26 protein-coding genes, 1 tRNA gene and 2 pseudogenes are annotated in these 22,202 nt (G+C 61.9%); 15 read left to right on the top strand and 14 right to left on the bottom strand.

The annotated features are described in order from the left end of the window. Positions 1-230 precede the first annotated feature (230 nt). Together AB7290_RS39145 and AB7290_RS39140 are read left to right on the top strand one after the other, a co-directional pair. Entirely contained in the window at positions 231-449 is a 219-nt protein-coding gene (locus tag AB7290_RS39145; protein ID WP_085398330.1) for a hypothetical protein, read from the top strand. Positions 450-587: 138 nt separating this feature from the next. Next, entirely contained in the window at positions 588-1,757 is a 1,170-nt protein-coding gene (locus AB7290_RS39140; RefSeq protein ID WP_244623349.1) for a sensor histidine kinase, read from the top strand. Positions 1,758-2,731: 974 nt separating this feature from the next. Here the strand turns inward: AB7290_RS39140 and AB7290_RS39135 are convergent. Both AB7290_RS39135 and AB7290_RS39130 read right to left on the bottom strand, forming a co-directional pair. After that, positions 2,732-2,995 carry a hypothetical protein gene (locus AB7290_RS39135; RefSeq protein ID WP_085398333.1) on the bottom strand — a complete coding sequence of 88 codons (264 nt, stop codon included), beginning with the start codon at positions 2,993-2,995 and terminating at the stop codon, positions 2,732-2,734. Positions 2,996-3,248: 253 nt separating this feature from the next. Continuing rightward, positions 3,249-3,458: a hypothetical protein gene (locus AB7290_RS39130; protein WP_135216245.1), complete on the bottom strand. Its 210-nt coding sequence runs from the start codon at positions 3,456-3,458 to the stop codon at positions 3,249-3,251. A 475-nt stretch (positions 3,459-3,933) separates the two neighbouring features. On the opposite strand from AB7290_RS39130, the gene AB7290_RS39125 reads away from it, so the two are divergent. Beyond that, complete coding sequence (locus AB7290_RS39125) at positions 3,934-4,125, top strand: hypothetical protein (protein ID WP_028150075.1); 192 nt, start codon at positions 3,934-3,936, stop codon at positions 4,123-4,125. A 1,371-nt stretch (positions 4,126-5,496) separates the two neighbouring features. Here AB7290_RS39125 and AB7290_RS39120 read toward each other — a convergent pair. Then, positions 5,497-5,754, bottom strand: coding sequence for a hypothetical protein (locus tag AB7290_RS39120; RefSeq protein WP_085398334.1), 258 nt, complete (start codon positions 5,752-5,754; stop codon positions 5,497-5,499). A 753-nt stretch (positions 5,755-6,507) separates the two neighbouring features. Beyond that, a complete protein-coding gene (locus AB7290_RS39115; protein WP_244464034.1) occupies positions 6,508-6,696 on the bottom strand; it encodes a hypothetical protein in 189 nt (62 codons plus the stop codon). A gap of 187 nt (positions 6,697-6,883) precedes the next feature. Between AB7290_RS39115 and AB7290_RS39110 the strand changes: the two genes are divergently transcribed. The 4 genes and pseudogenes from AB7290_RS39110 to AB7290_RS39095 form a co-directional block, all read left to right on the top strand. Beyond that, positions 6,884-7,114 carry a cysteine rich repeat-containing protein gene (locus tag AB7290_RS39110; RefSeq protein WP_434057372.1) on the top strand — a complete coding sequence of 77 codons (231 nt, stop codon included), beginning with the start codon at positions 6,884-6,886 and terminating at the stop codon, positions 7,112-7,114. Between the two features lie 78 nt (positions 7,115-7,192). Continuing rightward, positions 7,193-7,456, top strand: coding sequence for a hypothetical protein (locus tag AB7290_RS39105; RefSeq protein WP_014497287.1), 264 nt, complete (start codon positions 7,193-7,195; stop codon positions 7,454-7,456). Positions 7,457-7,566: 110 nt separating this feature from the next. Further along, positions 7,567-7,758 (top strand): hypothetical protein, encoded by a 192-nt coding sequence (locus tag AB7290_RS39100; protein WP_041955355.1) that lies wholly within the window; start codon positions 7,567-7,569, stop codon positions 7,756-7,758. A gap of 12 nt (positions 7,759-7,770) precedes the next feature. Then, positions 7,771-8,283, top strand: a pseudogene (locus tag AB7290_RS39095) (SOS response-associated peptidase family protein); the annotation flags it as partial. 1,215 nt (positions 8,284-9,498) lie between these two features. Here the strand turns inward: AB7290_RS39095 and AB7290_RS39090 are convergent. Next, positions 9,499-9,699, bottom strand: a complete 201-nt coding sequence (locus AB7290_RS39090) for a DUF6494 family protein (RefSeq protein ID WP_085401901.1) — start codon at positions 9,697-9,699, stop codon at positions 9,499-9,501. A 47-nt stretch (positions 9,700-9,746) separates the two neighbouring features. Between AB7290_RS39090 and AB7290_RS39085 the strand changes: the two genes are divergently transcribed. Beyond that, entirely contained in the window at positions 9,747-9,914 is a 168-nt protein-coding gene (locus AB7290_RS39085; protein WP_161495847.1) for a hypothetical protein, read from the top strand. A gap of 452 nt (positions 9,915-10,366) precedes the next feature. Here the strand turns inward: AB7290_RS39085 and AB7290_RS39080 are convergent. Then, positions 10,367-10,445 (bottom strand): annotated as a pseudogene (locus tag AB7290_RS39080). 246 nt (positions 10,446-10,691) lie between these two features. Between AB7290_RS39080 and AB7290_RS39075 the strand changes: the two are divergent. Next, positions 10,692-10,958: a helix-turn-helix domain-containing protein gene (locus AB7290_RS39075; protein WP_085401902.1), complete on the top strand. Its 267-nt coding sequence runs from the start codon at positions 10,692-10,694 to the stop codon at positions 10,956-10,958. 18 nt (positions 10,959-10,976) lie between these two features. Here the strand turns inward: AB7290_RS39075 and AB7290_RS39070 are convergent, their stop codons facing one another. Together AB7290_RS39070 and AB7290_RS39065 are read right to left on the bottom strand one after the other, a co-directional pair. Next, positions 10,977-12,194, bottom strand: coding sequence for a tyrosine-type recombinase/integrase (locus AB7290_RS39070; protein ID WP_085401903.1), 1,218 nt, complete (start codon positions 12,192-12,194; stop codon positions 10,977-10,979). A 177-nt stretch (positions 12,195-12,371) separates the two neighbouring features. Then, a tRNA-Leu gene (locus AB7290_RS39065) sits at positions 12,372-12,456 on the bottom strand. A gap of 158 nt (positions 12,457-12,614) precedes the next feature. Here AB7290_RS39065 and AB7290_RS39060 point away from each other — a divergent pair. After that, positions 12,615-13,154, top strand: a complete 540-nt coding sequence (locus AB7290_RS39060) for a disulfide bond formation protein B (RefSeq protein ID WP_085401904.1) — start codon at positions 12,615-12,617, stop codon at positions 13,152-13,154. Positions 13,155-13,323: 169 nt separating this feature from the next. Here the strand turns inward: AB7290_RS39060 and AB7290_RS39055 are convergent, their stop codons facing one another. Continuing rightward, entirely contained in the window at positions 13,324-14,409 is a 1,086-nt protein-coding gene (locus AB7290_RS39055; protein WP_085401905.1) for an AbrB family transcriptional regulator, read from the bottom strand. Between the two features lie 101 nt (positions 14,410-14,510). Continuing rightward, positions 14,511-14,798 (bottom strand): PsiF family protein, encoded by a 288-nt coding sequence (locus AB7290_RS39050; protein ID WP_085401906.1) that lies wholly within the window; start codon positions 14,796-14,798, stop codon positions 14,511-14,513. A gap of 199 nt (positions 14,799-14,997) precedes the next feature. On the opposite strand from AB7290_RS39050, the gene AB7290_RS39045 reads away from it, so the two are divergent. After that, positions 14,998-15,489, top strand: coding sequence for a hypothetical protein (locus AB7290_RS39045; RefSeq protein WP_063985822.1), 492 nt, complete (start codon positions 14,998-15,000; stop codon positions 15,487-15,489). 40 nt (positions 15,490-15,529) lie between these two features. Here the strand turns inward: AB7290_RS39045 and AB7290_RS39040 are convergent, their stop codons facing one another. After that, positions 15,530-16,078 (bottom strand): TetR/AcrR family transcriptional regulator, encoded by a 549-nt coding sequence (locus tag AB7290_RS39040; RefSeq protein WP_085401907.1) that lies wholly within the window; start codon positions 16,076-16,078, stop codon positions 15,530-15,532. Between the two features lie 111 nt (positions 16,079-16,189). Between AB7290_RS39040 and AB7290_RS39035 the strand changes: the two genes are divergently transcribed. The 3 genes from AB7290_RS39035 (at position 16,190) to AB7290_RS39025 (ending at position 17,853) form a co-directional block, all read left to right on the top strand. Further along, positions 16,190-16,615: an acyl-CoA thioesterase gene (locus AB7290_RS39035; protein ID WP_014491606.1), complete on the top strand. Its 426-nt coding sequence runs from the start codon at positions 16,190-16,192 to the stop codon at positions 16,613-16,615. A gap of 3 nt (positions 16,616-16,618) precedes the next feature. Further along, the gene (locus tag AB7290_RS39030) at positions 16,619-17,095 is read left to right on the top strand and encodes a PaaI family thioesterase (RefSeq protein WP_085401908.1); all 477 of its coding nucleotides are present in this window, start codon (positions 16,619-16,621) and stop codon (positions 17,093-17,095) included. Between the two features lie 98 nt (positions 17,096-17,193). Then, positions 17,194-17,853, top strand: a complete 660-nt coding sequence (locus tag AB7290_RS39025) for a DsbA family protein (RefSeq protein ID WP_028147336.1) — start codon at positions 17,194-17,196, stop codon at positions 17,851-17,853. Between the two features lie 78 nt (positions 17,854-17,931). Here the strand turns inward: AB7290_RS39025 and AB7290_RS39020 are convergent, their stop codons facing one another. From AB7290_RS39020 to AB7290_RS39010, 3 genes are all read right to left on the bottom strand, one after another. Further along, the gene (locus AB7290_RS39020) at positions 17,932-18,138 is read right to left on the bottom strand and encodes a hypothetical protein (RefSeq protein WP_085401909.1); all 207 of its coding nucleotides are present in this window, start codon (positions 18,136-18,138) and stop codon (positions 17,932-17,934) included. An 82-nt stretch (positions 18,139-18,220) separates the two neighbouring features. Continuing rightward, on the bottom strand, positions 18,221-19,291 hold the full coding sequence (locus AB7290_RS39015) for a phospholipase (RefSeq protein ID WP_085401910.1): 1,071 nt from the start codon (positions 19,289-19,291) through the stop codon (positions 18,221-18,223). Positions 19,292-19,326: 35 nt separating this feature from the next. Beyond that, complete coding sequence (locus tag AB7290_RS39010; RefSeq protein WP_085401911.1) at positions 19,327-20,298, bottom strand: S1C family serine protease; 972 nt, start codon at positions 20,296-20,298, stop codon at positions 19,327-19,329. A 284-nt stretch (positions 20,299-20,582) separates the two neighbouring features. Here AB7290_RS39010 and AB7290_RS39005 point away from each other — a divergent pair, with 284 nt between their 5' ends. Continuing rightward, positions 20,583-22,001 carry a M20 family metallopeptidase gene (locus AB7290_RS39005; RefSeq protein ID WP_085401958.1) on the top strand — a complete coding sequence of 473 codons (1,419 nt, stop codon included), beginning with the start codon at positions 20,583-20,585 and terminating at the stop codon, positions 21,999-22,001. Positions 22,002-22,202: the final 201 nt, after the last annotated feature.

The following is a 22,202-nucleotide window of genomic DNA, read 5'->3' as shown; positions in this document are numbered from 1 at the left end:
AGAAATCGCCGGTTTGCCGGCTCTGACGCAAGTTGGATACTTCATGACTCATCCTTTGCACGAACGCAGCATTCAGATCAGCCGCGTCCACCTCTCGGCGATTGGCAAGGAAATTGGTGACCGGCTTCGGACTTTCTCAATCAGGGGTCCGTTCGACTGCCGCCCACGCTGGTAAAACTCGTGCAACGACTGCGCGAGGATCGTTCCCAGAGTTCAGCCAAGCCGGGCCCATGAAAGATTTTCCGCACGCGTCGTTCCCGCCTGATGTCATCAGCATCATGACGACGGCGTTGGACAGCGCCCTTTCCACGCTCCCTCACCCGGTCTCATCGGCTCAGGTCACATCGATAAGCGAAAGCATTCTTCGCTCCACCAAGGAAGGCGAACGAGATCCCAAGGTCCTCGCCAGGATGGCGATGCTGGAGCTTATGGTCTCACCGCGGGTTTGATCGAATCTATTGGCGATGCGGAGCCGCTTTAGCTCGCTATTCGTCCACAATGAGCGCAGCAAGGAACTGCCAGACACTCGACTGCCTCGAGAAGGAGCCACGATGACAACGGCAACAGGATCAACCGAGCTACCCGAGGTGGCCAAGGTCCTCGTGGTTGAGGACGAAATGGTGTTGCGCATGCGCGCTGCCGATATCGTGGAAGATGCGGGATTTTGCGCGCTGGAAGCCGTCAACGCGGATGAGGCGATCGCCATTCTGGAATCGCGCTCGGACATCGCCCTGCTGTTCACGGATATTCAGATGCCAGGCAGCATGGACGGCCTGAAACTGGCCCATGCCGTGCACAGCCGTTGGCCCGACATCGGAATCATCTTGGTGTCCGGTCAGGTGAAGCCATCTGACGCCGAAAGGCCGACCGACAGCCGCTTCTTCAGCAAGCCGCTGGGGGTCGCGCAAATGACTGCGGAATTGCAGGCGATGGTCGGCGCCGGCGCATTGAAGATCGTTCAGGGCGCCACCATGGTGCAAGCCGACGGCAACGTACCGACGGGCGCGCCGATCGATCCACCGTCGCGGACCGCCCATGAAACGGCTTTGTCTGCGGAGAACGACAGTCTTCGTCTGTTGCTGGAGCAGGCCGGCATCGACGCCAAGGCGTTGCTCGCCCAAGCCGGAATCGATGCGAGGGAGCGCGAGGCTGCCGACAAACTGCAAAAGCTCATTCTTGGCGAGTTGCATCATCGCATCAAAAATACGCTCGCGACCGTCAGCGCCATCGCCTCGCAGAGCTTCCGGACCGCGACCAGCATCGAGCATGGACAGAAGGCCATGGAGGGTCGGCTGCTCGCGCTCGGGCGCGCCCACGATCTGCTGATGCAGATCAGCTGGTCCAACGCCAGTCTCACTCATACCTTCAGCGACGCCACCGAACCCTACGACAGCCAAGGGACCAGGCGATTCCATTTCAACGGACCGGATATCAGGATCACGTCAGGCGCCGTCATCGCGCTTGCGATGACTTTCAACGAGCTTTGCACCAACACCACCAAGTTCGGCGCCCTCTCCGACGTCAACGGCCGCGTCGAAATTGCCTGGACCATCGATGACGACAAGCAGCGGATGCGCCTGACGTGGACTGAAAAGGGCGGCCCTCCGGTTCAGCGGCCGACAAGGCGCAGTTTTGGCACCCGCATGATGGAATCGCTCGGCCAGCAATTGAACGGTCGTGTGCAACTCACTTACGATCCGTGCGGATTTGTTTATTTCCTAGACGTGCCGCTAGGTTCGATCATGGCGGCTGCGTAAAGGGGATGGCCCCTCGTTGCGATTGAAAGAGCGAAAACTAAACATCGGTTTCGCTCGATGGAGGCGTCAGAAGGTAGCATAAAGCGGACAGCACGTCTCAGATTGACCATGCCCGTTTTTCGGGGAGGCGTTGTTTTGCACGAGCAGCCGTTCCGCGCTGCTTTAACGGAGATGGCCGACATCATCGCCAAAGGCAGGGGCTGCTTCCGTCGGTCCCTCTCCGTCGGCCGGAAAGGCGAGGATCGTCCGATGCACTGTCGCATCCACTCATCAGCAGGAGATCTTGCCTGACACCCTCACGAACTCTGCACGAACGAAAAGTGCACGTATCTGGTGCCGTTTCTGGTGCGCTCATTGCGGTGGGGGCAACGGAGACCAAGTAAGATACTGATATTCTTGGTGGGCCCGGCAGAAGTCCCACCTTTCAACAAAATCAATCATTTAATTTTGTCTCGGCGCCACAACGGACCGCAGATCGACCAAAGGTTTTCAACGGAGTCTCTAGCCAATCTCGGCGATTTTTTATCGGCAACGGGCCGTCGCGCCCGTAGTTCAATGGATAGAGCAGCGGATTTCTAATCCGCAGAGCATGTCGCTAACGTCGAGAGCCTAGCTATTGATCTGGATCAACTTGGCCACGCAGTTCAAGCCAAGTTGGAATTTCCACCGACGGAATTGCCCTTCTCGGGAGGTGAGGGATGATGGTTCCGGCAGTGACGATCAATCCACTGGTGAATTTGGTTCGTGCAAATTCCTTAGCTTCTTCCTCTGTTGCGAACGTCTCGGTTAAACGCGGATGTCGCCGCCTTGACAGCGTGCCATCGGGTGGCACTTCGAAAGTGACATACCAAGTGTGCTTCATGCTGCGATGTCGCCGCTGTTGGTCCTCTGTACTACGCGCGGGAACGAAAAAAGCCGCCACCGGGACGAAGCGGGACGGCTTTTTTCTCGTTCGCGATCCGCCTAAAAATTCTTTACCGACGCGCCCCAACGCGGTTGACGCCTCCGTTCATGTTGCCGCCGGCGTTATGACGGACAGCCGCGCGCGCCACCGGACGAGGCCTCAGCACGACGCCGGCCCTCGCGACGCAACCTGCCGGATAGCCAACATACGTGCAGTAAATTACCGCCTCGGCGGGTGCCGGAGTGAGAGTGAGACCTGCAACCCCCAACAAGGCGCTGGCAGCAATCCCGGTAACAGTCGCTGACTTGATCGAAAGACGCTTCCTCGGATACATGGCGGACCTCGCTCTTCGTGCTGCGGAACTAAAAGATCGACGGGAGCCGCCTCAGGTGCGGCTGAACATAGCAGGAGCGCCGAAGGATCGCGGACGTTGACCTAGATCAACGGAGGTCCGCCTAGCGCCCAAGGCCATGCGACCGAGCGCCCGCTTCGGGTCTTGGCACTTGCCGGCGCACTTCCGGTCTACCCCGATAATCGGACGAACTCGGTGTCGGCAGCCACTTCGCACCCTTGCCTATCGCGCTCCGTTAATAAACACCACGCCGCACGGCGCGACGCGTATAGCGGTAATCGCGACGGTCGACACGACGCGCAGTCACGCGGGCGCGCCGGTACGTGACGGCCTGCGCTTGATCAACGCTTAATTCCACGCCGCGCGGCGTCACCTGCGGCGAGACCGGAATGATCGCCAACATCACTGCTGCAAACAGCAGTCCGACAATCGAGGAAACTCTCATTGCACCTACTCCCTATTGTCCAACGTGGCTGTGTCACCGGCAAAAACTGTCTGGTCTGTGTGCCTATTTGTGGGCCACTCTGAGATCGCCCTATCCGCTGGGGATAGACAGCGAGAGGCTCCAACTGAGGTCGCCTCAGGGCTTGTTCCGGCAGAGAGAACCAAGCCGCCTAGGAGTGCATCGTCTCTTTCTGCCGCTCCATATGCTCGCAGCATTAGGGCACGAAAACGTTGCGGGATGCTCCTTTTTATACACCCCGGATGATTTTCTTGCGGCCAGCCGTTGCTGCGCGGCGAAATAACAGCCATCACGAGTTGGCGCGCCAGTTGGTACACAAAGGGCGGTGCGCTATGTGGCGCATGTCGAATACGGAAGCCGTGATCTTCATGGATTGGAACGCCCAGAGCCCGCATGAGGTTAGATAGATTGCGCACCATCGCGGCGGCCTGACCGCGCGCTGGATTGGAGGCAGCCTATGAAAATCGTGGACGAAGACGGCGAGATCATCGCAACAGCATCCGATGACCATACTCTAATCGGCGGCCACCACCGCCTCGCAGTGGCGGCCAGCCTCGGTAAAAGACTGTTCTGGCGAGATACCGGCGAACCAGTGAAGCTTGATAACTTCTTCAAGCATTATGGAAGTTCTCTTCGACATACAGCCTAAGCCGCTCGCCGAGCGTATCGTTGTTTGGATCAGCAACAGACAAAGGCTGCCGAGCCTATGTTCGTTTGGTGCCATTACCGGAAGTGACCCGCTTCGGGTCATCAGTGCTGTCGTTAAAGGGGGCCTTGGCAGGACGACGGGCGATAATGTCTCGCTCACTTGCCCTGCTGCTTGACCGCCCACAACCGGTAGGCTTCGTCCGCTGGCGCGACCGTCGCAGGACGGCGGATCTGAGTGCAACAATGACATAGACCAAGACGGGGACGGGCAGAGCGAGTAAACTATTAAGTCTTGGGGCAGTCCAGCAAGCAAGGGAGGTAGTCATGATCTCTCGGCGGAAGCTTCTTTCTTCTTTGGGCTTGGCGACTGCAATAGCCGCGTTCCCGACCATGCTGATGGTCCCCGACGCGGAGGCGCAGACCGCTGGCATGGAAAGGCGTCAAGATCGACGTGAGGGGCGACGCGAGCGCCGCGAGGATCGCCGTGACGCGCGCCAAGTGCGCCGCGAGGGGCGCCGTGAAGCGCGCCAAGTGCGGCGCGGAGTTACGACAGAGCCAGGAGTTACGACGGGGACAGCTAAGTAGCTCGGCTGGAGCGTAGTGGGTCGATAGGTCCCCACCTCCGCTTATCGTCCCGGTGCAGCGCTTGCAGTAGCTCCAGCCTATGCGGCGCTGCCGCGAAACCGAATGTGAAGTCCGCTTTTCGGCAGGCGGAGCAGACGAATTGTGCTCCAAGCGAGTTCTTCGGATTTTGACCCGGAGCGGTCATCGCCGTGTCAGATTTCGCCGTATCGCACAATACCGATGCCGTCCCACGACGGTAAAGGCCTCGGTCCCATTCCGGGGGCGCATTTGAAGTGGGTGCCTATTGATCCAGATCAACGGCGAGACGCAAGGCGGCATGTCACGTTGTGTTTGATCATCGCCCGACAGGGAGAGAACAACATGACAAGAAATGCCAAGCTTCTTGGATTGATCGTGACTGCTGCGCTCTTCACGGCAGCTCCGTTGTCGCTCCAATACTCACCGGCGAAAGTGCTATCCGTATCCCTTGACGGTGCCGAAGCGCGAGTTGGGCGACCACTGACACCGATGAGCGTAGCAGGCGTTAATCGCAGGGTGCATCGGCGAGCTTACTATGGTGCAGCGGCGGGAGCTGCGGCGGCGGGAGCTGCGGCTTACGGAGCGTATGGCTACCGCAGGGCTTGTGGATACGCTCCCTATCCGCCCTGCTATTGAACCTCTCGGCATGTCCGCTTCTGCGCCGCTACCGGGGGACAAGCGGACATCAAGCACTGCGACCAACCAGATCAGCCCATTGCCGCGCTGCTTGATCGCCCATAGCCGGTAGGCTTCGTCCTTGTAGGGATCGTCAACGGTCGGCGGCGCGATCAGCCTCGCCCGTCGCCCTCAGGACGAGGGCAATGTCGGCATCCCCAAGCAAGCGAGCCGGATCGAACGGAGGGGCGAGCGGTGGATTTTTTAGCCGCCGCCGAAGCCAGGCTCGCAGCTCAAGCCTGTCGAGCCGCAGCGCCGCCGCAACGAACGCCTCGAAAAACCGCTGGCGCTGCGCTGCGTCGAGCCGCGCCCAGCCTTGCATCGTCGCTTCGGTAAGATCAGTGCGCCACATCTCGCGAGAACCTCTAAAGCGAATTCAGCATACGAAACCCGAAAAACGGAAATTGTAAATATCCAGACCTCCTGGGATCGCGCGGTCCCGGCACCGTTCGACGCCCTCAGAAGGACCCGGCGGCGCGACGTAGTTGGCGGACGATCATCTCCTGATCCGCGAAGGCCAAGGAGCAAGCTGGCTGGCCAGCGACACGAGGTTCTCTTGCGAGCAAATACCAAGCTTGTTGGTGAGCATCGCGCGCGCCGCTGCGACCTGCTTGGCCGTGCCGCCACCTCCTGCGCGATTGTCTTGTCTGTCTTGCCTTGGGCGAAACGTCGCAACAGCCGCTTCTCGCGCGGACTTAGGATCGGCGTCCGCAACGTCGATGGTTGTTGCTGCGTGTCGGTCACGGCACCAGGATTGCGGCGATAGCCATCGCAACCGGGAGCAACCCGAGCCCGATCATGCCTGCGGTATAGGCCTTTTCGCTTTGGAGTAGCTGTCTTGGGTGACGCATGATCAAGCCCTCCCTCGCAGAGATAACATGCGGGAGCATGCACCCGCGCGGCGACACGCGCCAGCCCCCTTTGCAACCCTGTGCGACGCACGCTCCGGTGAGGACCCGGACGACCGACGCCATCCTTCCATGGTGCCCGCCAGCCCGCGCGCATCACCTCGTTGCCAGTGTTGATCGGCACCCGATTTCAATTTTTGATGCGCGCTGGATTGGCACGTTGACTCGACCGATTGGCGCCGTGCGCCGTCCATCTGTCAGGTCTGCCTCTTCACGATTTCAAATCCCTTTGCCTGCAATTCCAGCAGTATGCCCTGTGCCAAGTGCGTGCACTCTTCGGGCTTGATCCAGTGCGGACTTCTCCAATCCGGGTCGTCTTCCTTTGGGTAACTGGTGAAGGCGGAGCGAATGGCGGCTTCGATCACGTCGATGGGATTGTCCGACATCTGCATCCCTCACGCATTTGGCGAAATAGATTAAAATCCTAGGAATTAAAGAACAAGCCCAACTGGACACTCACCCGGCGGCCCTCTCCGTTCAGAAGAACGTCACCGCCATTAATGGTTTGATCTAGGTCAACGTTTGTGCCCTCGGGCTCAGGCACGTGAACAGCTTTGTAGAAGAGAGTTAGAGATGAACTGGCTAAGCCCCTTGTTCGGCATTGCAATCGCGTTGTTTGGTCAAGATGCATTCGCCAAAAACCGGTTGACAGACCCCGTTAAGATTGCACGAGAATGCAAAAGCGATGTGGAGCGCTTTTGCAAAGGACTTCGGCCCGGTAGCCATCGCATCATACGCTGCCTCAAGGCGCGAGTGGCCGAATTGTCGCCCGCGTGCTCGGCCGCACTTAAGTCAACGGAATAACGGAGGCCAAGGCGATCCGCGTCTAAACGACGGAGGGAGGCCCCGTCACTGCCATCACGTCACAAGTGGAGCATGCCGATGTGGGTTCTGATGTACGTCTTCTCCTACTCAGTCAGCCCGGCCGCCACCAACGACAGGGCGGAATGGCGTCTCCTTCCGACTGTGGTGTTTCAAGAGTTCTCGAACGAAGAACGATGCAGGGCGGCTAAGTCGGCGCTTGAAAGAAGTTTAGGGGACGCCGGAGCTAAGCTGAGAAGTGGTCTAGAAGACTTGAAGACCATCGGCAAAGCTGACCCAGCACAGATTATCATTGCCTACAATGTGGAATGTCTTCCCAAATGAAGGCGGCAGCAGCGGCGTGCTGCCGGCGCCTGCCGCTTCCATATGGCCGGGCGGAGTAGTTGCCATTTTTGCCCGCCGCGATATTCTGACAATCGGCTAGGGGGCTTAGAATGTTCGATGTGTATCTGAACGACAGACGTGATCTGTTGGTTGTGAGCAATGGTTTGCCAATTCCTCTTCCGGGCGCGGCAGGCAGATGGCGCAAGAAGAAAAAAGTAGCGAGCGTCAGCGAGGACATTAAACTCGCCGTTCAGAGACAGGGCTACTACATGCGCAAGCTAACGGACTTTAGGAAGCGTTAGTCTGCGAACCGCATGTGCAACCTCTACAGCATCACCACGAACCAAGTCGCCATCGCTGCGCTGTTTCGTTTCGTCAAGCGCTACGTCGGCAACCTCGCGCCGATGCCGGGCGTCTTTCCTGACTATCCGGCTCCAGTGATCCGCAACACCGATGTCGGAAGCGAAATGGTGCTGATGCGCTGGGGCATGCCGCCGCCCCTCCGCACAGGTGGCCCGCCGGTCACCAACATCCGCAACACATCGTCACCACATTGGCGAGGCTGGCTCAAGCCGGAGAACCGGTGCCTTGTCCCGTTCAACAGCTTCGCCGAGTACGCGCCGGAGCCCAACCCGGAGACCAAGAAAAAGGATGTGGTCTGGTTCGCACTCAATGACGATCGACCGCTGTTCGCCTTCGCTGGCATCTGGACCACGTTCAACGGTGATCGCGGCACGAAGTCGAAGCCGGTGCCAGGGCCGCATCAGGTCTATGGTTTTCTCACGACTTCGCCGAACTCCTTCGCACCCCGGCCGCATTCTTCCGCGCGAGCAAAGGGATATGGCAATTGATCGGCCAAATTCTCAGCTCTTCCACGGTCGTAAGCCACGGTCCGAGCGCCGCGGCGAAAGAGATTTGGCAGGCTGCTGCACTTCGCAGCTGCGGCTGGTTAGGACCGGGACTAGTCACGAACACAATGAATCCCTTGCGCCGCCAGTTTTGAGCCGTATGGCCGCCATGTCGGCGCGAAGGGTCGAGGGGGTGGGGGCGACAAACCGGGAGTTTTCGATGTCCGGTTATTTGAGATTTTGCTTCGCTGGTTTTGCTCTCGCTGGAATTCTTTCAACGACGCCCGCGTCCTCCGACCCTCTTGACGACTTGTTCAATATCGCTCCGCGCGCACGTGCTCCGACCGATCCGGCGCGAGCGGAATGCTTGGCGCGGCCCGGCGACTCGGTCCCCGATGGCCAGCATTGGGTCTATCGAGTCGATGGTCGCCGCAAATGTTGGTTCCTGGCCGAGGGCATTGCGACGGTGAAGAAGCCCGTTCGTTCTCGCATAGCTAAAGATCCCGTGGCTAGTCGTAAGCGGAGCCCGGTCGTTGACGCGCGCGCAGAGTTGCTGCGGCCCAGACCGGCCGAGCAGTCTCAGCCCCCTGTCCCTGAATTGAAAGTAGCTGAGGCTGCTTCCGAACTTGGAACGAGCACGACGGCCCCGATACCAGCGGTACCCGACCTGCATCGGCGTACCAACCAGCTCACGTCGGAGTTCTCCGTGCCGCCCCAAGTTGACGTAGAGAAGCTTCTTGCGGCTGCGAGTGACGCCGCTGCCGCCTCGATGCCCCCGGTTCTGCCGGTGGGCATGGGCCCTAGGGGGGCCGGCGATGAGGGGAGGGGCTGGGCGGTGACCTGGTTGGGCTTGCTGCTGATCGTCTTAGGAGTCGGCTCCGTATTGAGCTCAAGCCGTGCGCTACGCGAAGCCGTGCTGTTGCGCTATTGGGAATTGATGGGTCTCGGAGCCGCGCCAGGAAGAGCAGGCTACGGCATGTAGCCGTCACGTGGCGCGAACTCGGCATGTCGCCGTGTGACCCAACTCGGACCTGAACCGCGGATCCGGTGATGTCCGCTCACAGTGGCAGAGCAGACCATCTACCATGGACCCGCCGACTTCCGAGCTTGACCCGAAGGCGACGTTCGGCCGGCGACCGCAATGGTAGCCTTCGTGAGGATCAGGGCCATGGCTTCCCACAGCCGGGACAATCGTCAGAGCGCGACTGTTTCCTCGACCACATGGTTCAGCGGCGTCCCCTCCGCGGACAAGGTCATTCGCAGTTTGAGCTTGCCACCCTTCACCTCTCCGCTACGCACTAGGTTCTCAATTTCACGCTGCGATGTAACTCCGACACGCTTCAGAAATTTACGGATAGCCATATTGAAGCGGTCTTCATCGAACTCGGCGGTCATGGCTGTTCTCCCTGATCGGGCAGGCAAAGTCTAGCACGAGGCGAGCAATGACGAAACATCGAGGCCTCGCTCGCGTCGCCACCGACTTCCTCCTCAACCTGATTGCCTGCAACCTCGGCCCGAAGCTGAAGACTACACCTGGAAGCGAAATCTCACTCAGTGGAGTGCTTCCGCTTCTGGCCGATATTGTTGCAAAAGTCGATTTTCGCCGATGACCAAAATTCTGCGGGCCGTGGGCGCGACTTTCGCGTACAAGATGCGGGGGACCTCACGGCCTCACGCAAAATTCACAGGCGACTTCGGTAGCGCGATTGAGGTCATACGAATCAGCGATCGCTCGCTGCTTAGTGTTTTCGCGAAAAATCTTGAGCCCTGCAACTTTCGACTTTTGCAACACAATCGGCCCTTAGCGGACGTGATTAACGTTGTGGCTAACTTCCGCTTTACCGGAGATAACCGACATCATCACCAAATGCAGAGATCGCTTCCGTCGGCCGGAAAGGCGAGGAACGTGGATGCACTGCCGTATCCTCTCGCCGGCATAGGAGCTTGCTCGACGCCTTCGTGAACTCGCGCGTGAACGAACAGTGGATGTATCTGGTGCGGTTTCTGGTGCGCTCGTCGCGCTGAGGGCAGCGGAGAGCAAGCAAGATATTGATATTCTTAGTGGGCCCGGCAGGACTCGAACCTGCAACCACCGTTATGAGCGGTCAATTGACGGGGCAGACGAGGACCGCTTCAGGCTCAGCAATAGCACTTCTTCTCAGGATCAATATCGCCCTTGACCGCTCACGGCTTTTTGTACGGCTTCGTCACGTGCGTCCAAATTTGCCACAGCTTGACGAGCATGTGGACGACTGGATTGAAATGGCCGTCGTTCATCTTTGCAAATGTGAGTCTATTGAAGTTTCTTGATTCCTGCACTTTGTTTCATCCGGCGCTGTCTTACATCACGCTGCGACCAGGCGACTTTTTCGCGACAAGGAGAGTCTATGACGGGCGATCAATTGGAGAACGAAAGACGAGGACAGGCGAAAGGCGTTGTCTCGTCTACGAATGGTCGCGAGGCAAGGTCGCTCCCGTTTGCCGAGCGGCTCAGCTGTACGATCGACGAAGCCTGCGAGGCAACAGGCTTGGGACGCACAAAGCTTTACGAATTGATCGGATCTGGCCAACTCGTCACTACAACGATCGGACGCCGGCGCTTGGTGATGGTGCGATCACTTCTCGCGCTTCTGGACACGACTATGTCGGAGTAACCGATTGCTGGCTTCTCGTTAGGCGCTCATTTTGACGATGCGACCAATGTCTTTCAGCCGATCCAACTCATCTGCCCACCAGCGCATCATTCGTACGCGTTCTTGCCAAAATTCTGCAGCGTGAGTGTAAGCGCCACGGATTTCATTCGCCTCCTGGTGCGCAAGCTGACGCTCGATCGCATCCGCATGCCATTTTCCGCTTTCATTCAAAAGCGTTGACGCGGTGGATCTCAGGCCGTGGACCGTCAACTCGGTCTTTTCATATCCCAGTCGGCGTAGGGCTGCGTTGAGCGTGTTGTCGCTAATGGGACGATGCCAGGATCGCACGGACGGAAATAAGTATCTTGATCCACCAGTGATGTCCTGCAGTTCGCAAAGAACAGCGAGCGCTTGAGGCGCCAGCGGCACCCTATGCGGCCGTCTCATCTTCATCTTCTTCGCAGGTATACGCCATTCGCCGTCGGCCAGATTGAATTCAGCCCATTCAGCTTGACGGAGCTCACCAGGTCGCACAAAGACGATCGGTGCCAACTTTAGGGCGTGCCTCGTTACAGCGTGCCCCTCGAAACCATCAATTGCCCGCAGTAACGCCCCGACAGCTCTCGGTTCGACGATTGTTGCTCGATGGGTGACTGTTGGGGTTATCAGCGCGCCCCGGAGGTCGGCGGTTGGGTCCCGTTCAGCCCGACCTGTTGCGATAGCAAAGCGAAATACGGCGCCCACTGTGCTCCGCGTGCGAGTCGCGGTCTCATGCCGGCCGCGTTTTTCGATCTTCCGCAATGCGTCAAGGATTTCAGGAGCCTTGATCTCCGCAATCGGCCGCTTACCGAATTCTTTGTTGGCGAAGTCTAGGAGCCACTGCTTCTTCTTCAGAGTGGTCGAGGCATCTCCTTCCGCCTCGAATTTTTCCATCAGCTCCTTGGCCACGGCTTCAAACGTATTGGCACGTGCGATCCGAGCATTTCGGCGTTCTTCCTTGCGGTCGACGGAGGGATCGATACCCTCAGCGAGGAGCTTCTTGGCTTGGTCGCGCGTGATCCGCGCGTCCGCGAGACCAGTGGTGGGATATTGGCCAAGCGCGAGCAGCTTCTGCTTGCCATCGAAGCGATAGCTGAAGCGCCAGAGCTTCGATCCGGTCTTGGTGACGAGCATGAAAAGCCCGCCACTGTCGGATCGCTTGTAGTCACTTTCGACTGGTTTCAGGTGCCGAAAATAGGTGTCATTCTTGGCCGGCAAGGGTTCGATTCCCCCAAAAATCGCGATACCAACACCCCCAGGATCTACCAACAAAGATACCAACAAATCGGCCGGATGCCAGCAAAAATAGACGAATGGCTACGCAAACCAAAATGCGGCTTGTGCCTTTTATTGTAGAGTAAAGTGAACGTTGGCGGATGGGGACGGATGCTCGACTGGTGCCCCTGGCCGGAATCGAACCAGCACTCCTTGCGGAACTCGATTTTGAGTCGAGCGCGTCTACCAATTCCGCCACAGGGGCTCCCGGTCGGCCCCTGGAAAAGGGCCTCGCAAAGCGGGCGGACTATAGCCATGGACAGGGCAGGGTCAACCCGCGCCAAAGTGATCCCGGCCGTTCTCGACAGCCGCCTGGGCCGGGGTTAGAGCCTTAAGAAAGCGACCCATCCGGAAGAGGCTGCCGTGACGACCCAGAGTGCCGCAATACCTGCATTCAGGCCGGCTGGGACCGGTCCCGCGCTGACCGCCTCGGTGCTCGTCACGCTGATTGCCGCCGCGACCATCGCCGGCGCCTGGTTCTTCCAGCTCGTGCTGGAGATCCTGCCCTGTCCGCTGTGCCTGGAGCAGCGCTACGCCTATTATCTCGCGATCCCGGTCGGTGTGCTCACGGCGCTTGCGGCGCGGAGCGGGGCGCCGCGGCCGCTGCTGCTCGCGGGCCTTGCGATCCTCGCGCTGGCGACACTCGCCAATGCCGGCCTCGGCACCTACCACTCCGGCGTCGAATGGGGTTTCTGGAAGGGCCCGACCGATTGCTCCGGTCCCGTCATCAATCTCGGCAATGCCGCCGACCTTCTGTCCAAGCTCGATACCGTGAAGGTGGTGCGCTGCGACGAGGTGCAGTGGCGGTTTCTCGGCCTTTCGCTCGCCGGCTACAACGTGCTGATCTCGCTGTTGATGGCCGCGATCGCGGCGTGGGGATTTTTGCGGACGGCGAGGCGTTAGGTAAGCTGCCGTAGGGTGGGCAAAGCGACTTGTCCGCCGTAGCTCGAAGAGCGAAGGCGGAAGCGTGCCCACCATTTTTAGCGATATTGCGGGAGCATAGTGGGCACGGCGCTAGCGCGCCTTTGCCCATCCTACGAGACCGGAGCTCCGCTACGACTGCGGCGCTTCGCTAATCATCCACATCGTCCTGCGTGCGGCCGAACAGGTGCACGATGCCCGGGGTCGCGATCGTCACGAACACGAAGCGCGACAAATGATGGGCGCCGACGAAGATCGGGTCGATGTGCAGCGTGAGCGCGAGCGCCAGCATCGCATCCATCGCGCCCGGCGCGAAGGCGACGACGACATCCGATAATTTCACCTGCGCGGTGAGCGCGACGATGCCGACGAAGATGGCCGAGACGGCGATGGCCACGGCAAACGAGCCCAGCGCCGCATGGATGTGGCCGGCGAGCGTCTTGATCCGCATCCGCGCGAAACGGCTGCCGATCAGCGCGCCGATGCCGATCAGCGCCACGCCGCGCACCCAGTTCGGCAGGCCGCCCTCGACCCAGCCTGCGCCATGCAGCACGCTGGAGGCGATCATCGCGCCGAACATCCAGCTCGCCGGAAACTTGATCAGCCGCAGCAGGAGCGCCGCGGCCAGCGAGGCCGCGACCAGCTCCACGAGCTCGAGCGGCGAGGCGATCGTCGTCGTCAGCGACGGCGCGACGGAGGGCGCCACGCCCGCGAACGCGAGCACCATCGGCAGCGCCGCGGTGAGGATGATCACGCGCAGGGTCTGCACCACCGCGATGCCGGGCAGGTCGGCGCCGCGCTCGACCGCCAGGATCGTGATCTGCGACAGCGCGCCGGGGCTGCCGGCGAGGAAGGCCGAGGTGCGGTCCCAGCCATGAATGCGCTGGAGGTAATAGCTCGAGCCGAAGGTCGAGCAGAAGGTCGCGAGCGCAAGCAGGCCGATGGTGAGGGGATAGGCGCTGACCTGTTGCAGCAGGTGGCGCGAGACGACCGAGCCCAGTGAAATGCCGAGCAGCACCAGCACGGTCTGGGTCAGGATCGGCGGCAGTGCCAGCTGGCGGCCGGCGATCGCGGCGATCCCGACCGCGATCATCGAGCCCGAGATCAGTCCCCCGGGAAGTCCGGCGACCAGAAACACGAGGCCGCCGGCGGTGCCGATGACGAGCGTCTCCACCGTGCTCAAGATCTTGGCACGGCTTGGCCATTCGAACGGCAGGGAGGCGGTGATTTGCTTCACGCCACCTTATCGCAAATCAACGAGAGGCGCACAATTGCAGCCTCGTCATGCCGCAATGCGCGCGCCTCTCACGGATGCTCGCGAGCCGTAGTGTGACGGATTTACTTCTTGTCGGCGGCGGGGGCGGCGGTGCCGGCCTTCGCTTCCTTCATGCACTCACGGCGGAATTTTTTGCGCTCCTTGCCCTTCAGTGCCTTGGCGTCCGCTTGCTTGGAGCATTCGAGCGACTCCGCCGAGCGCTCCTTCGACGCCTTCTTGTCGGCGGGGGCGGCGGCAGTTGTGGTCTTGGCGTCGGTCTTGGCAGCCGGCGCGGCGGTCTGCGCGAAGGCGGTGCCGGTGGCGAGCAGGGAGGTCAGGGCGACGATGGCGAGGCGAGACGTGAAGGTCATGGTGGTGCACTCTTGCGAGATTGCGGAGGGTTGGGAACGTCGGCTCGCCTTGCTGAACGCGACATGAATAATCCGAACCGGGGGGATCACTATATTTTGGCGGCAGGCGCCATCGCTTCCTTGTCGCGGCCGGGCGGCACGCTAGGATAGCAATCCTCGTTTCGCTTCCGTCGGGGAAGACCAAGGAGGAGGACCAAGGATGACCATTCAATCAAAATTGCTGTGTGCGGTTGCATTGACGGGCTTTGCCGCGCTGGTCGCGAGCGCGCCGGCGCAGGCGCTGACCTCGCAGGAGTGCAGTGCGAAATACCAGGCCGCCAAGAAGGACGGCTCGCTTGGCACAACGAAGTGGAATGACTTCCGCAAGGCCCAGTGCGGAGCGGATGCGACGCCTGCCGCCGCGCCGGCCGCCGCTGCTCCGGCTGCGCCCGCCGCTCCCGCCGAGCCGAAGCAGGCGAAGAAGGAGGCGGCCCCCGCTGCCGCGCCAACCCTGCCGGCCGGACCTGCGATCTATCCGAACGCCGTCGATCCGAAATACGCCAAGGAGACCGCCGGCAAGGCGCGCCTCCACACCTGCGTCGACCAGTACAACGCCAACAAGACCACCAACGGCAATGGCGGCATGAAGTGGATCGAGAAGGGCGGCGGCTATTACAGCGAGTGCAACAAGAAGCTGAAGGGCGCCGCCTGAGCTTCGACATGATGCGATGGCCGGAGCAAAGCTCCGGCCATTAGCCCAACAGCTTCTCGGCCGACTTCGCCACGAGCTGCGAGCGTTTGCGCGGACCGCGCTCGACGAACAGCAAGCTCTGGCCGAAGATGAAGCAATAGAAAAGGAAGGCCTGCGCCTCGGCCGCCTCGGCCTCGAGGCCGGTGGCGCGGTAGAGCTCGGCGACGTGCTTGAGCCGCGCCGCGTCCACGCTCGCGACTGCCGTGGCGGCGTTTTCGTCCGAGCGGGCCCATTGCCGGATCGCGAGCTCGATCGCCATACCCTCCGGATTGAGCCGCTCGGAATAGAGCTGGATCACCGCCTTCAGCCGCTCGCGGGGCTCTTGTCCATCGAGGCTTGTCTGCTGCGCGATCGACGCCGCGCGTCCCTCGCGCCAGCGTTCCAGCATGGCATCGAGCAGCGTGGCACGGTCGGCGAAGCGGCGGTAGAAGCCGCCCTTGGTGACGCCGAGATTCTTGGCGAGCACCTCGACCCTGACACCCTCGACCCCCGAGCGGGCAAGCTCGGTAAACCCTGCCTCGACCCAGACATCGCCCTTGCCGTCGTTCATGAAGGAAGCCTCACCGGTTCTTGATACGGTGCCGTATTGCTAACGCGAGGAGGCGCTGATACGCTACCGTATCAATGATCAGAGGGTGGAAAAACAGCAGGAGGAATTGCGATGCAGGAGGCGACCTATCGCGGCACGGTCTATCCGTGGCAGTGCGATCATGTCGGTCACATGAACATCATGTGGTATGTCGGCAAGTTCGACGAGGCCAACTGGAATCTGTTCGCCCGCCTCGGGCTGACGCCGAGCTATCTGCGCTCTTCCGGCCGCGGCATGGCCGCCGTGCAGCAGAACATCACCTACAGGCGGGAGCTGCTTGCCGGCGACATCGTCGAGATCCGCAGCCATTTGCTGGAGGTCCGCGACAAGTCGATCCGCTTCCGGCACGACATGACCAATGCCGAGACCGGCGAGATCGCCGCGTTCTGCGACATCACCGGCGTGCACATGGACCGCAGCCAGCGGAAGTCGGCGCCATTCACGGATGCGATCCGCGCGGTCGCTCTGCAGCATCTTGCCGAGCCGGCCGAGGCCTGAGCCATGGCCGCGTTCGAGCCGAAAAATCCGGGCTATCGCGCTGCTACCATTGCCATGTTCGACGGCCAGCCGGCGATGCGCACGCTCGGCATCGTGATCGTCCGCCTCGCGCCGGGCGAGGTCGAACTGGCCATGCTGCATTCGGCGGCCTTCACGCAGCAGAACGGTTTTGTCCATGCCGGCATCATCACGGCAGGCCTCGACAATGCCTGCGGCGTCGCCGCCTTCACCCTGATGCCGCGCGAGGCCGACATCCTGACCGTCGAGTTCAAGACCACGCTGCTGGCACCCGCCCGCGGCACGCGCTTCGTCTTCAAGGCCGAGGTGGTCAAGCCCGGCCGCACGCTCACCTTCTGCGAGGCCCGGGCCTTTGCCGAGCACGAGGGTAACACCACGCTGATCGCCACCATGACCGGGACGCTGATGGCGATGCTGCCCCGCGCGGCGGCTTCGCCAGCGCCGGCGGCGATCCGCGCATAGCATGGCGATGACATCGCGCCCGCAACGCTCTATATGACGCGTAACAGGTCCCGGTCGCGAACCGTATTTGCAGCGATGGGACCGAAACGGGACGAGATATGGCTGGATTCAGGAACAAGGGCCTCGTGGCGACGCGGCGTGCGGCGCTGACGCTGATCGGGGCTGGTGCCCTTGCGGCAGGTCGGATCACCTCTGCGCGCGCGGCCGCCGCCGATGACGAGGTGCTGACCGAAGCCAAGGTGTTGCGCGACCCCGATGTTCCCGTCGCCGGTAATCCCGACGGCAACATCAGCATTATCGAATGGTCCGACTACAATTGTCCCTATTGCCGCAAGCTCGAACCGGAGCTGCGCCAGGTGGTCCAGGACGACGGCAAGGTGAGGCTGGTGATGAAGGATTGGCCGATCCTCGGGCCGGTCTCGGTCACCGCGGCGCGGATCGCGCTCGCGGCAAAATTCCAGGACAAATACCATCAGGCGCATGATGCCATGATGGGTGTCAGCTCGCGCCTGACAGAGCCGCGCATCAACGAGCTGCTCGCGGCCGCCGGCGTCGACATGGACCGCCTGAAGCGCGATCTCACCGACCGTGCCAAGGACATCGACGCCGTCCTCAAGCGCAACAACGAGCAGGCCGAAGCCTTCGGCTTTAGCGGTACCCCCTCCTTCATCGTCGGCAAGTATCGCGTGCCGGGCGTGCTCAGCATGACCGAGTTCGAGCAGGTCATCGCCGATGCCCGCAAGGCCAAGATGAACTGACGCGACCGCATCGATCGCCGTCAATACAAAGGCGCCGCCGCGGACCCGCGACGGCGCCTTGTTCGTGATACGGCGTCGTTACTTCGACGAGATGCGGACCCAGTCCTTGTGCGCGCGATCGCGCAGCGCATCCCAATCGGCCTTGGCGACGTCCCAGTTCACGATGGTGCGATTGGACGTCGCGACCTCGCCATTGGCGACCGACGACGTCTGCATGGAGTCATAGACGTACACGCCGCAACCGAGCAGCAGCGCGCCCAAAATCATTCCGAAAAACGTCTGCATCTGCGAACCTCCGGTGACGGGCGATAACGTCGGCCCGGAGTGATGGTTCCGCGGCAGTACGGCGCAGATAAGGACGACCCGTTCATCCGCGGTTCAGCCACTCCAGCAGCTCTGCGTTGATCTCGCGCGGATAGGTGTGGCTGAGGTCGTCGATCTCGCGATAGGTGACATCGGCGCCGGTGGCGGAGAGGGCCGCCTGCGTCTGGCGCGCGGTCTGTACCGGAAACATCCAGTCGAGCTTGCCGTGGGTGATGAAGATCGGCAGCCCCTGCAGGCGCACGGCGTCCGCCATCTCCGCCATCAGCGGATGGAAGGTCGCCGACACCGGCGCGAGATGCGTGAAGGGCGAGGCGCCGTCGAGCCCGGTGACGTAGCAGAAGGTGCCGCCGTCACTCATGCCGGTCAGCAGCAGGCGCGAGCCGTCGATGGTCCAGCGGCTGCGCACCGTATCGAGAATGCGCATGAGGTTCGGCGTGTCGCTATCGTCGCCCATCAGCGCCCATGTCGGGCCGGTCGCGGTCGGCGCCACCAGGATCGCGCCAAGGCTGCGGGCATCGCGCAGCCAGCTCCAGAGAAAACCGCGGCCGTTGCCGCTGCCGCCATGCAGCGCCATCACCAGCGGCATGGCGCGCTCCGGCGAATAATATTCTGGCACATAGACCGAGAAGCCGCCGCGGCTGCCGGGCTCGTTGTGGTCGTGGAAGATGCCGGTGTGTTCGCCCGCGCCGGCTTCCAGCCGCGCCAGCAGATCGTCATTCTCGCGATTGGCGGCATTGAGGAAGAAGCTGCTCACCGGCGGAAACTGGGTCGACAGCGGATACAGCGCCTCCTGCGCACGAGGCAGATGGCGTAGCGCGCGGAAGACCGCGACGAGATCGCCATTGCCGCGCTCGACCTCGCGTATGCCGGCAAAGGCGGCGAGCGTCTCGTTGCAGGCGCGGTCGAGCCGCTCGCGCAGCCCCGTGAACTGCTCGGGCCAGGCGCCGATCGCAGCGTGCGCCGCCTGCAGCGCCGCGTCGGGCGCGCCGATCGCATTCATCACCGAGGCAAAGGCCGGCGGATGCAGATTCCGGGTGAAGAAGCCGAGTGCTTCCAGCGCGTTGAGCAGCGGCGGCAGCACGGTCACGATGTCGTCAACGACGGCCTCGCTCATCGCCGCTTTCCTTGCCTGATGTCGGTTCGATCTCGTCAGTGCAGCTTCGGCGCCTTCAAGAGCTTGAAGCGGTCGGTCGACGTCACCGTGACGTCGAAGGTGACACCTTCATGATGCACGGTCAGCGGCACGTCGACGCCGGCGGCGCCGAGCGCCCACATCGTCTTGTAGAAGGCGGTCTGGCTCGTCACCTCCTGGCCGTCCACCGCAAGGATGACATCGCCGGTCTTCAGCTCCGCGCGCGCGGCCGGGCCGTTGGTGGAAATCCCGATCACCACCAGGCGGTTGTCGATTTCGGTCGAATAGAGCCCGAGCCAGGGGCGCGACGGCTTGTTGACGCGGCCGAATTTGCGCAGATCGTCGAGCACCGGCTTCAACAGGTCGATCGGCACGATCATGTTGACGTGCTCGGCCTTGCCTTCGCGTTCGCGTTCGAGCTGCAGCGAGCCGATGCCGATCAGCTCCCCGCGCTCGTTGAGCAGCGCCGTGCCGCCCCAGTTCGGATGTGCGGGATAGGTGAACACGGCCTCGTCCAGCAGATATTCCCAATAGCCGGCGAATTCCTGCTTGGCCACGATCTGGCTCGCGACCGATCGGGTGCGCCCGCCGGCGCCGCCGACCACGACGCGGTCGCCGACCCTTGTTTTCGCCGAGTTGCCGAGCGGCAAGGGTTCGACGTCGAGCTGACCGAGCGCCTGCACGAGGCCGAAGCCGGTGACGGAATCGAAACCGAGCGCATGCCCTTCGACGACGCGCCCGTCGGCGAGATGCAGCCACACCGATTCCGCCTCGGTAATGAGGTAGCCGATGGTGAGCACCAGCCCGTTGTCGATCACGACGCCGTTGCCGGCGCGTTCGGTGCCCAGCGTTTCGGCACTGAAGGCGTCGGGCGGGATGATGGCGTGCAGGCCGACGACGGACGCGAGCGAGCGGTCGAGATCGAAACCGTAGTCGCTCGCGCGCGGCTGATTGGCCGGCGGCACTCTCCATTCGGTCAGGGCGGGCATGGAGTTCTCCTGGCTGAGAGCATTGCTCCGCCTTGGCCGGCGGAACGACGCGCGAAGCACTCATAATTTAGGCTGGAGGAGGCCGTCTTGAAAGCCTCGTTCCCAACTATTCCGGAGATCGCCGCGTGAAATCTTCGACAGGCACAGGACGCCCGCACAGGTGGCAAGCGGCCGCGCGATCCAGCACCGGCCGCATGGCTGCTGTCCCGCGACGTGCTAGGCGGGGTGCAATGAAGCTGCTAACCATTGCCGCTTCGTTTGACCAAGAGATCACGGACCGAAGCATGGATAACCGCAGCGACATCTGGCGTGGCGTCGACACGATCAAGGCGCGTTTCATCGACCTCAGCGACAGGGTCTGGGGCATGCCCGAGGTGTGCTACACCGAGGCGCGGTCCGCCGCCGAGCATCTCGCCGAGCTGCGCCACCAGGGTTTCCGCGTCACCGAGAACGTCGCGGGCATCCCGACCGCGGTGATGGGCGAGTGGGGTGAGGGCGGTCCGGTCATTGCCTTCATGGGTGAATATGACGCGTTGCCGGGCCTTAGCCAGGAGGCCGGCGTCGCCGAGCACCGTCCGGTCGAGACCGGCGGCCATGGCCATGGTTGCGGCCACAACCTGCTTGGTTCCGCGGCCCTGCTCGCCGCGACCGCGATGAAGGACTGGCTCGCCGAGAACAAGGTGCCCGGCCGCGTTCGCTATTACGGCTGCCCGGCGGAAGAGGGCGGCGCAGCCAAGGCCTTCATGGTGCGCTCGGGCGTGTTTGAAGACGCCGACATCGCCATCACCTGGCATCCGCATAGCTTCTGGGAAGTCGCGGTAACGCCGTCGCTCGCCAACACGCGTGCGGATTTCATCTTCACCGGTCGTACGTCGCACGCGGCGGCCTCGCCGCATCTCGGCCGCTCCGCGCTCGACGCGGTGGAGCTGATGAATGTCGGCGTGAACTACATGCGCGAGCATATGCCGAGCGACGCCCGCGTGCATTACGCCGTGCTCGACACCGGCGGCATCGCTCCCAACGTGGTGCAGGCACATGCGCGCGTGCGCTATTCGATCCGCGCCCGCGATCTGCCCGGCATGAACGAGCTGGTCGGACGCGTCAGCAAGATCGCAGAAGGCGCAGCGTTGATGACCGAGACCAAGGTCGAGATGAAGATCATCTCCGCGGTCTCCAACATCCTGCCGAATACGCCGCTGGAGCAGGCCTTGCACCGGGTGATGGAAGAGCTGGGGCCGCCGCATTTCGACGACGCCGACAAGGGGTTTGCCAGCCAGATCCGCGCGACGCTCAGCGACAAGGACATCGCGTCGGTCTATTACGCGATCGGCATGGAGCCGACCGATCGGCCGCTGGCCGACTTCCTGGTGCCGCTCGATGCCAAGCGCAACCCGCTGGTCGGCTCGACCGACGTCGGCGACGTGAGCTGGGTGGTGCCGACCGTGCAGGTTCACGCACCGACGGTTGCAATCGGCACGCCGTTCCACACCTGGCAGGTGGTGGCGCAGGGCAAGAGCGGACACGCTCATAAGGCCATGGTGCAGGCGGCCAAGGCGATGGCCGGGATCGGCATCAAGGCGTTGACCGATCCGGAGCTGATCAAGGCCGCGAAAGCGGACTTGCAGAAGCGGACCGCCAAGACACCTTATGTCTGCCCGCTGCCGGACCACGTCGCGCCGCCGCTGACCATGTCCGTGGCGTAGAATTTCGCCTCGATACTTCGTCTGATGCCGCGAACAAATTTTCCGCAGTGCAACGTGGATTCCGGCGCGATTTAGCGCCGGATTGCCGAACGCTTGGGCTGCGGAACAGAGTTTTGCCCAACAGACAGCCAGAACACCGTTTGCATACACATGGTCGCAGTTGACGCGCGGCCTATTCGGTGTGCCATCTACCGCCAGCAA

The sequence above is a fragment of the Bradyrhizobium sp. 613_E4_N2_2 genome (assembly GCF_052075995.1).
GTDB classification, from domain to species: domain Bacteria; phylum Pseudomonadota; class Alphaproteobacteria; order Rhizobiales; family Xanthobacteraceae; genus Bradyrhizobium; species Bradyrhizobium barranii.
This window is presented reverse-complemented; position numbering and strand designations above follow the sequence as displayed.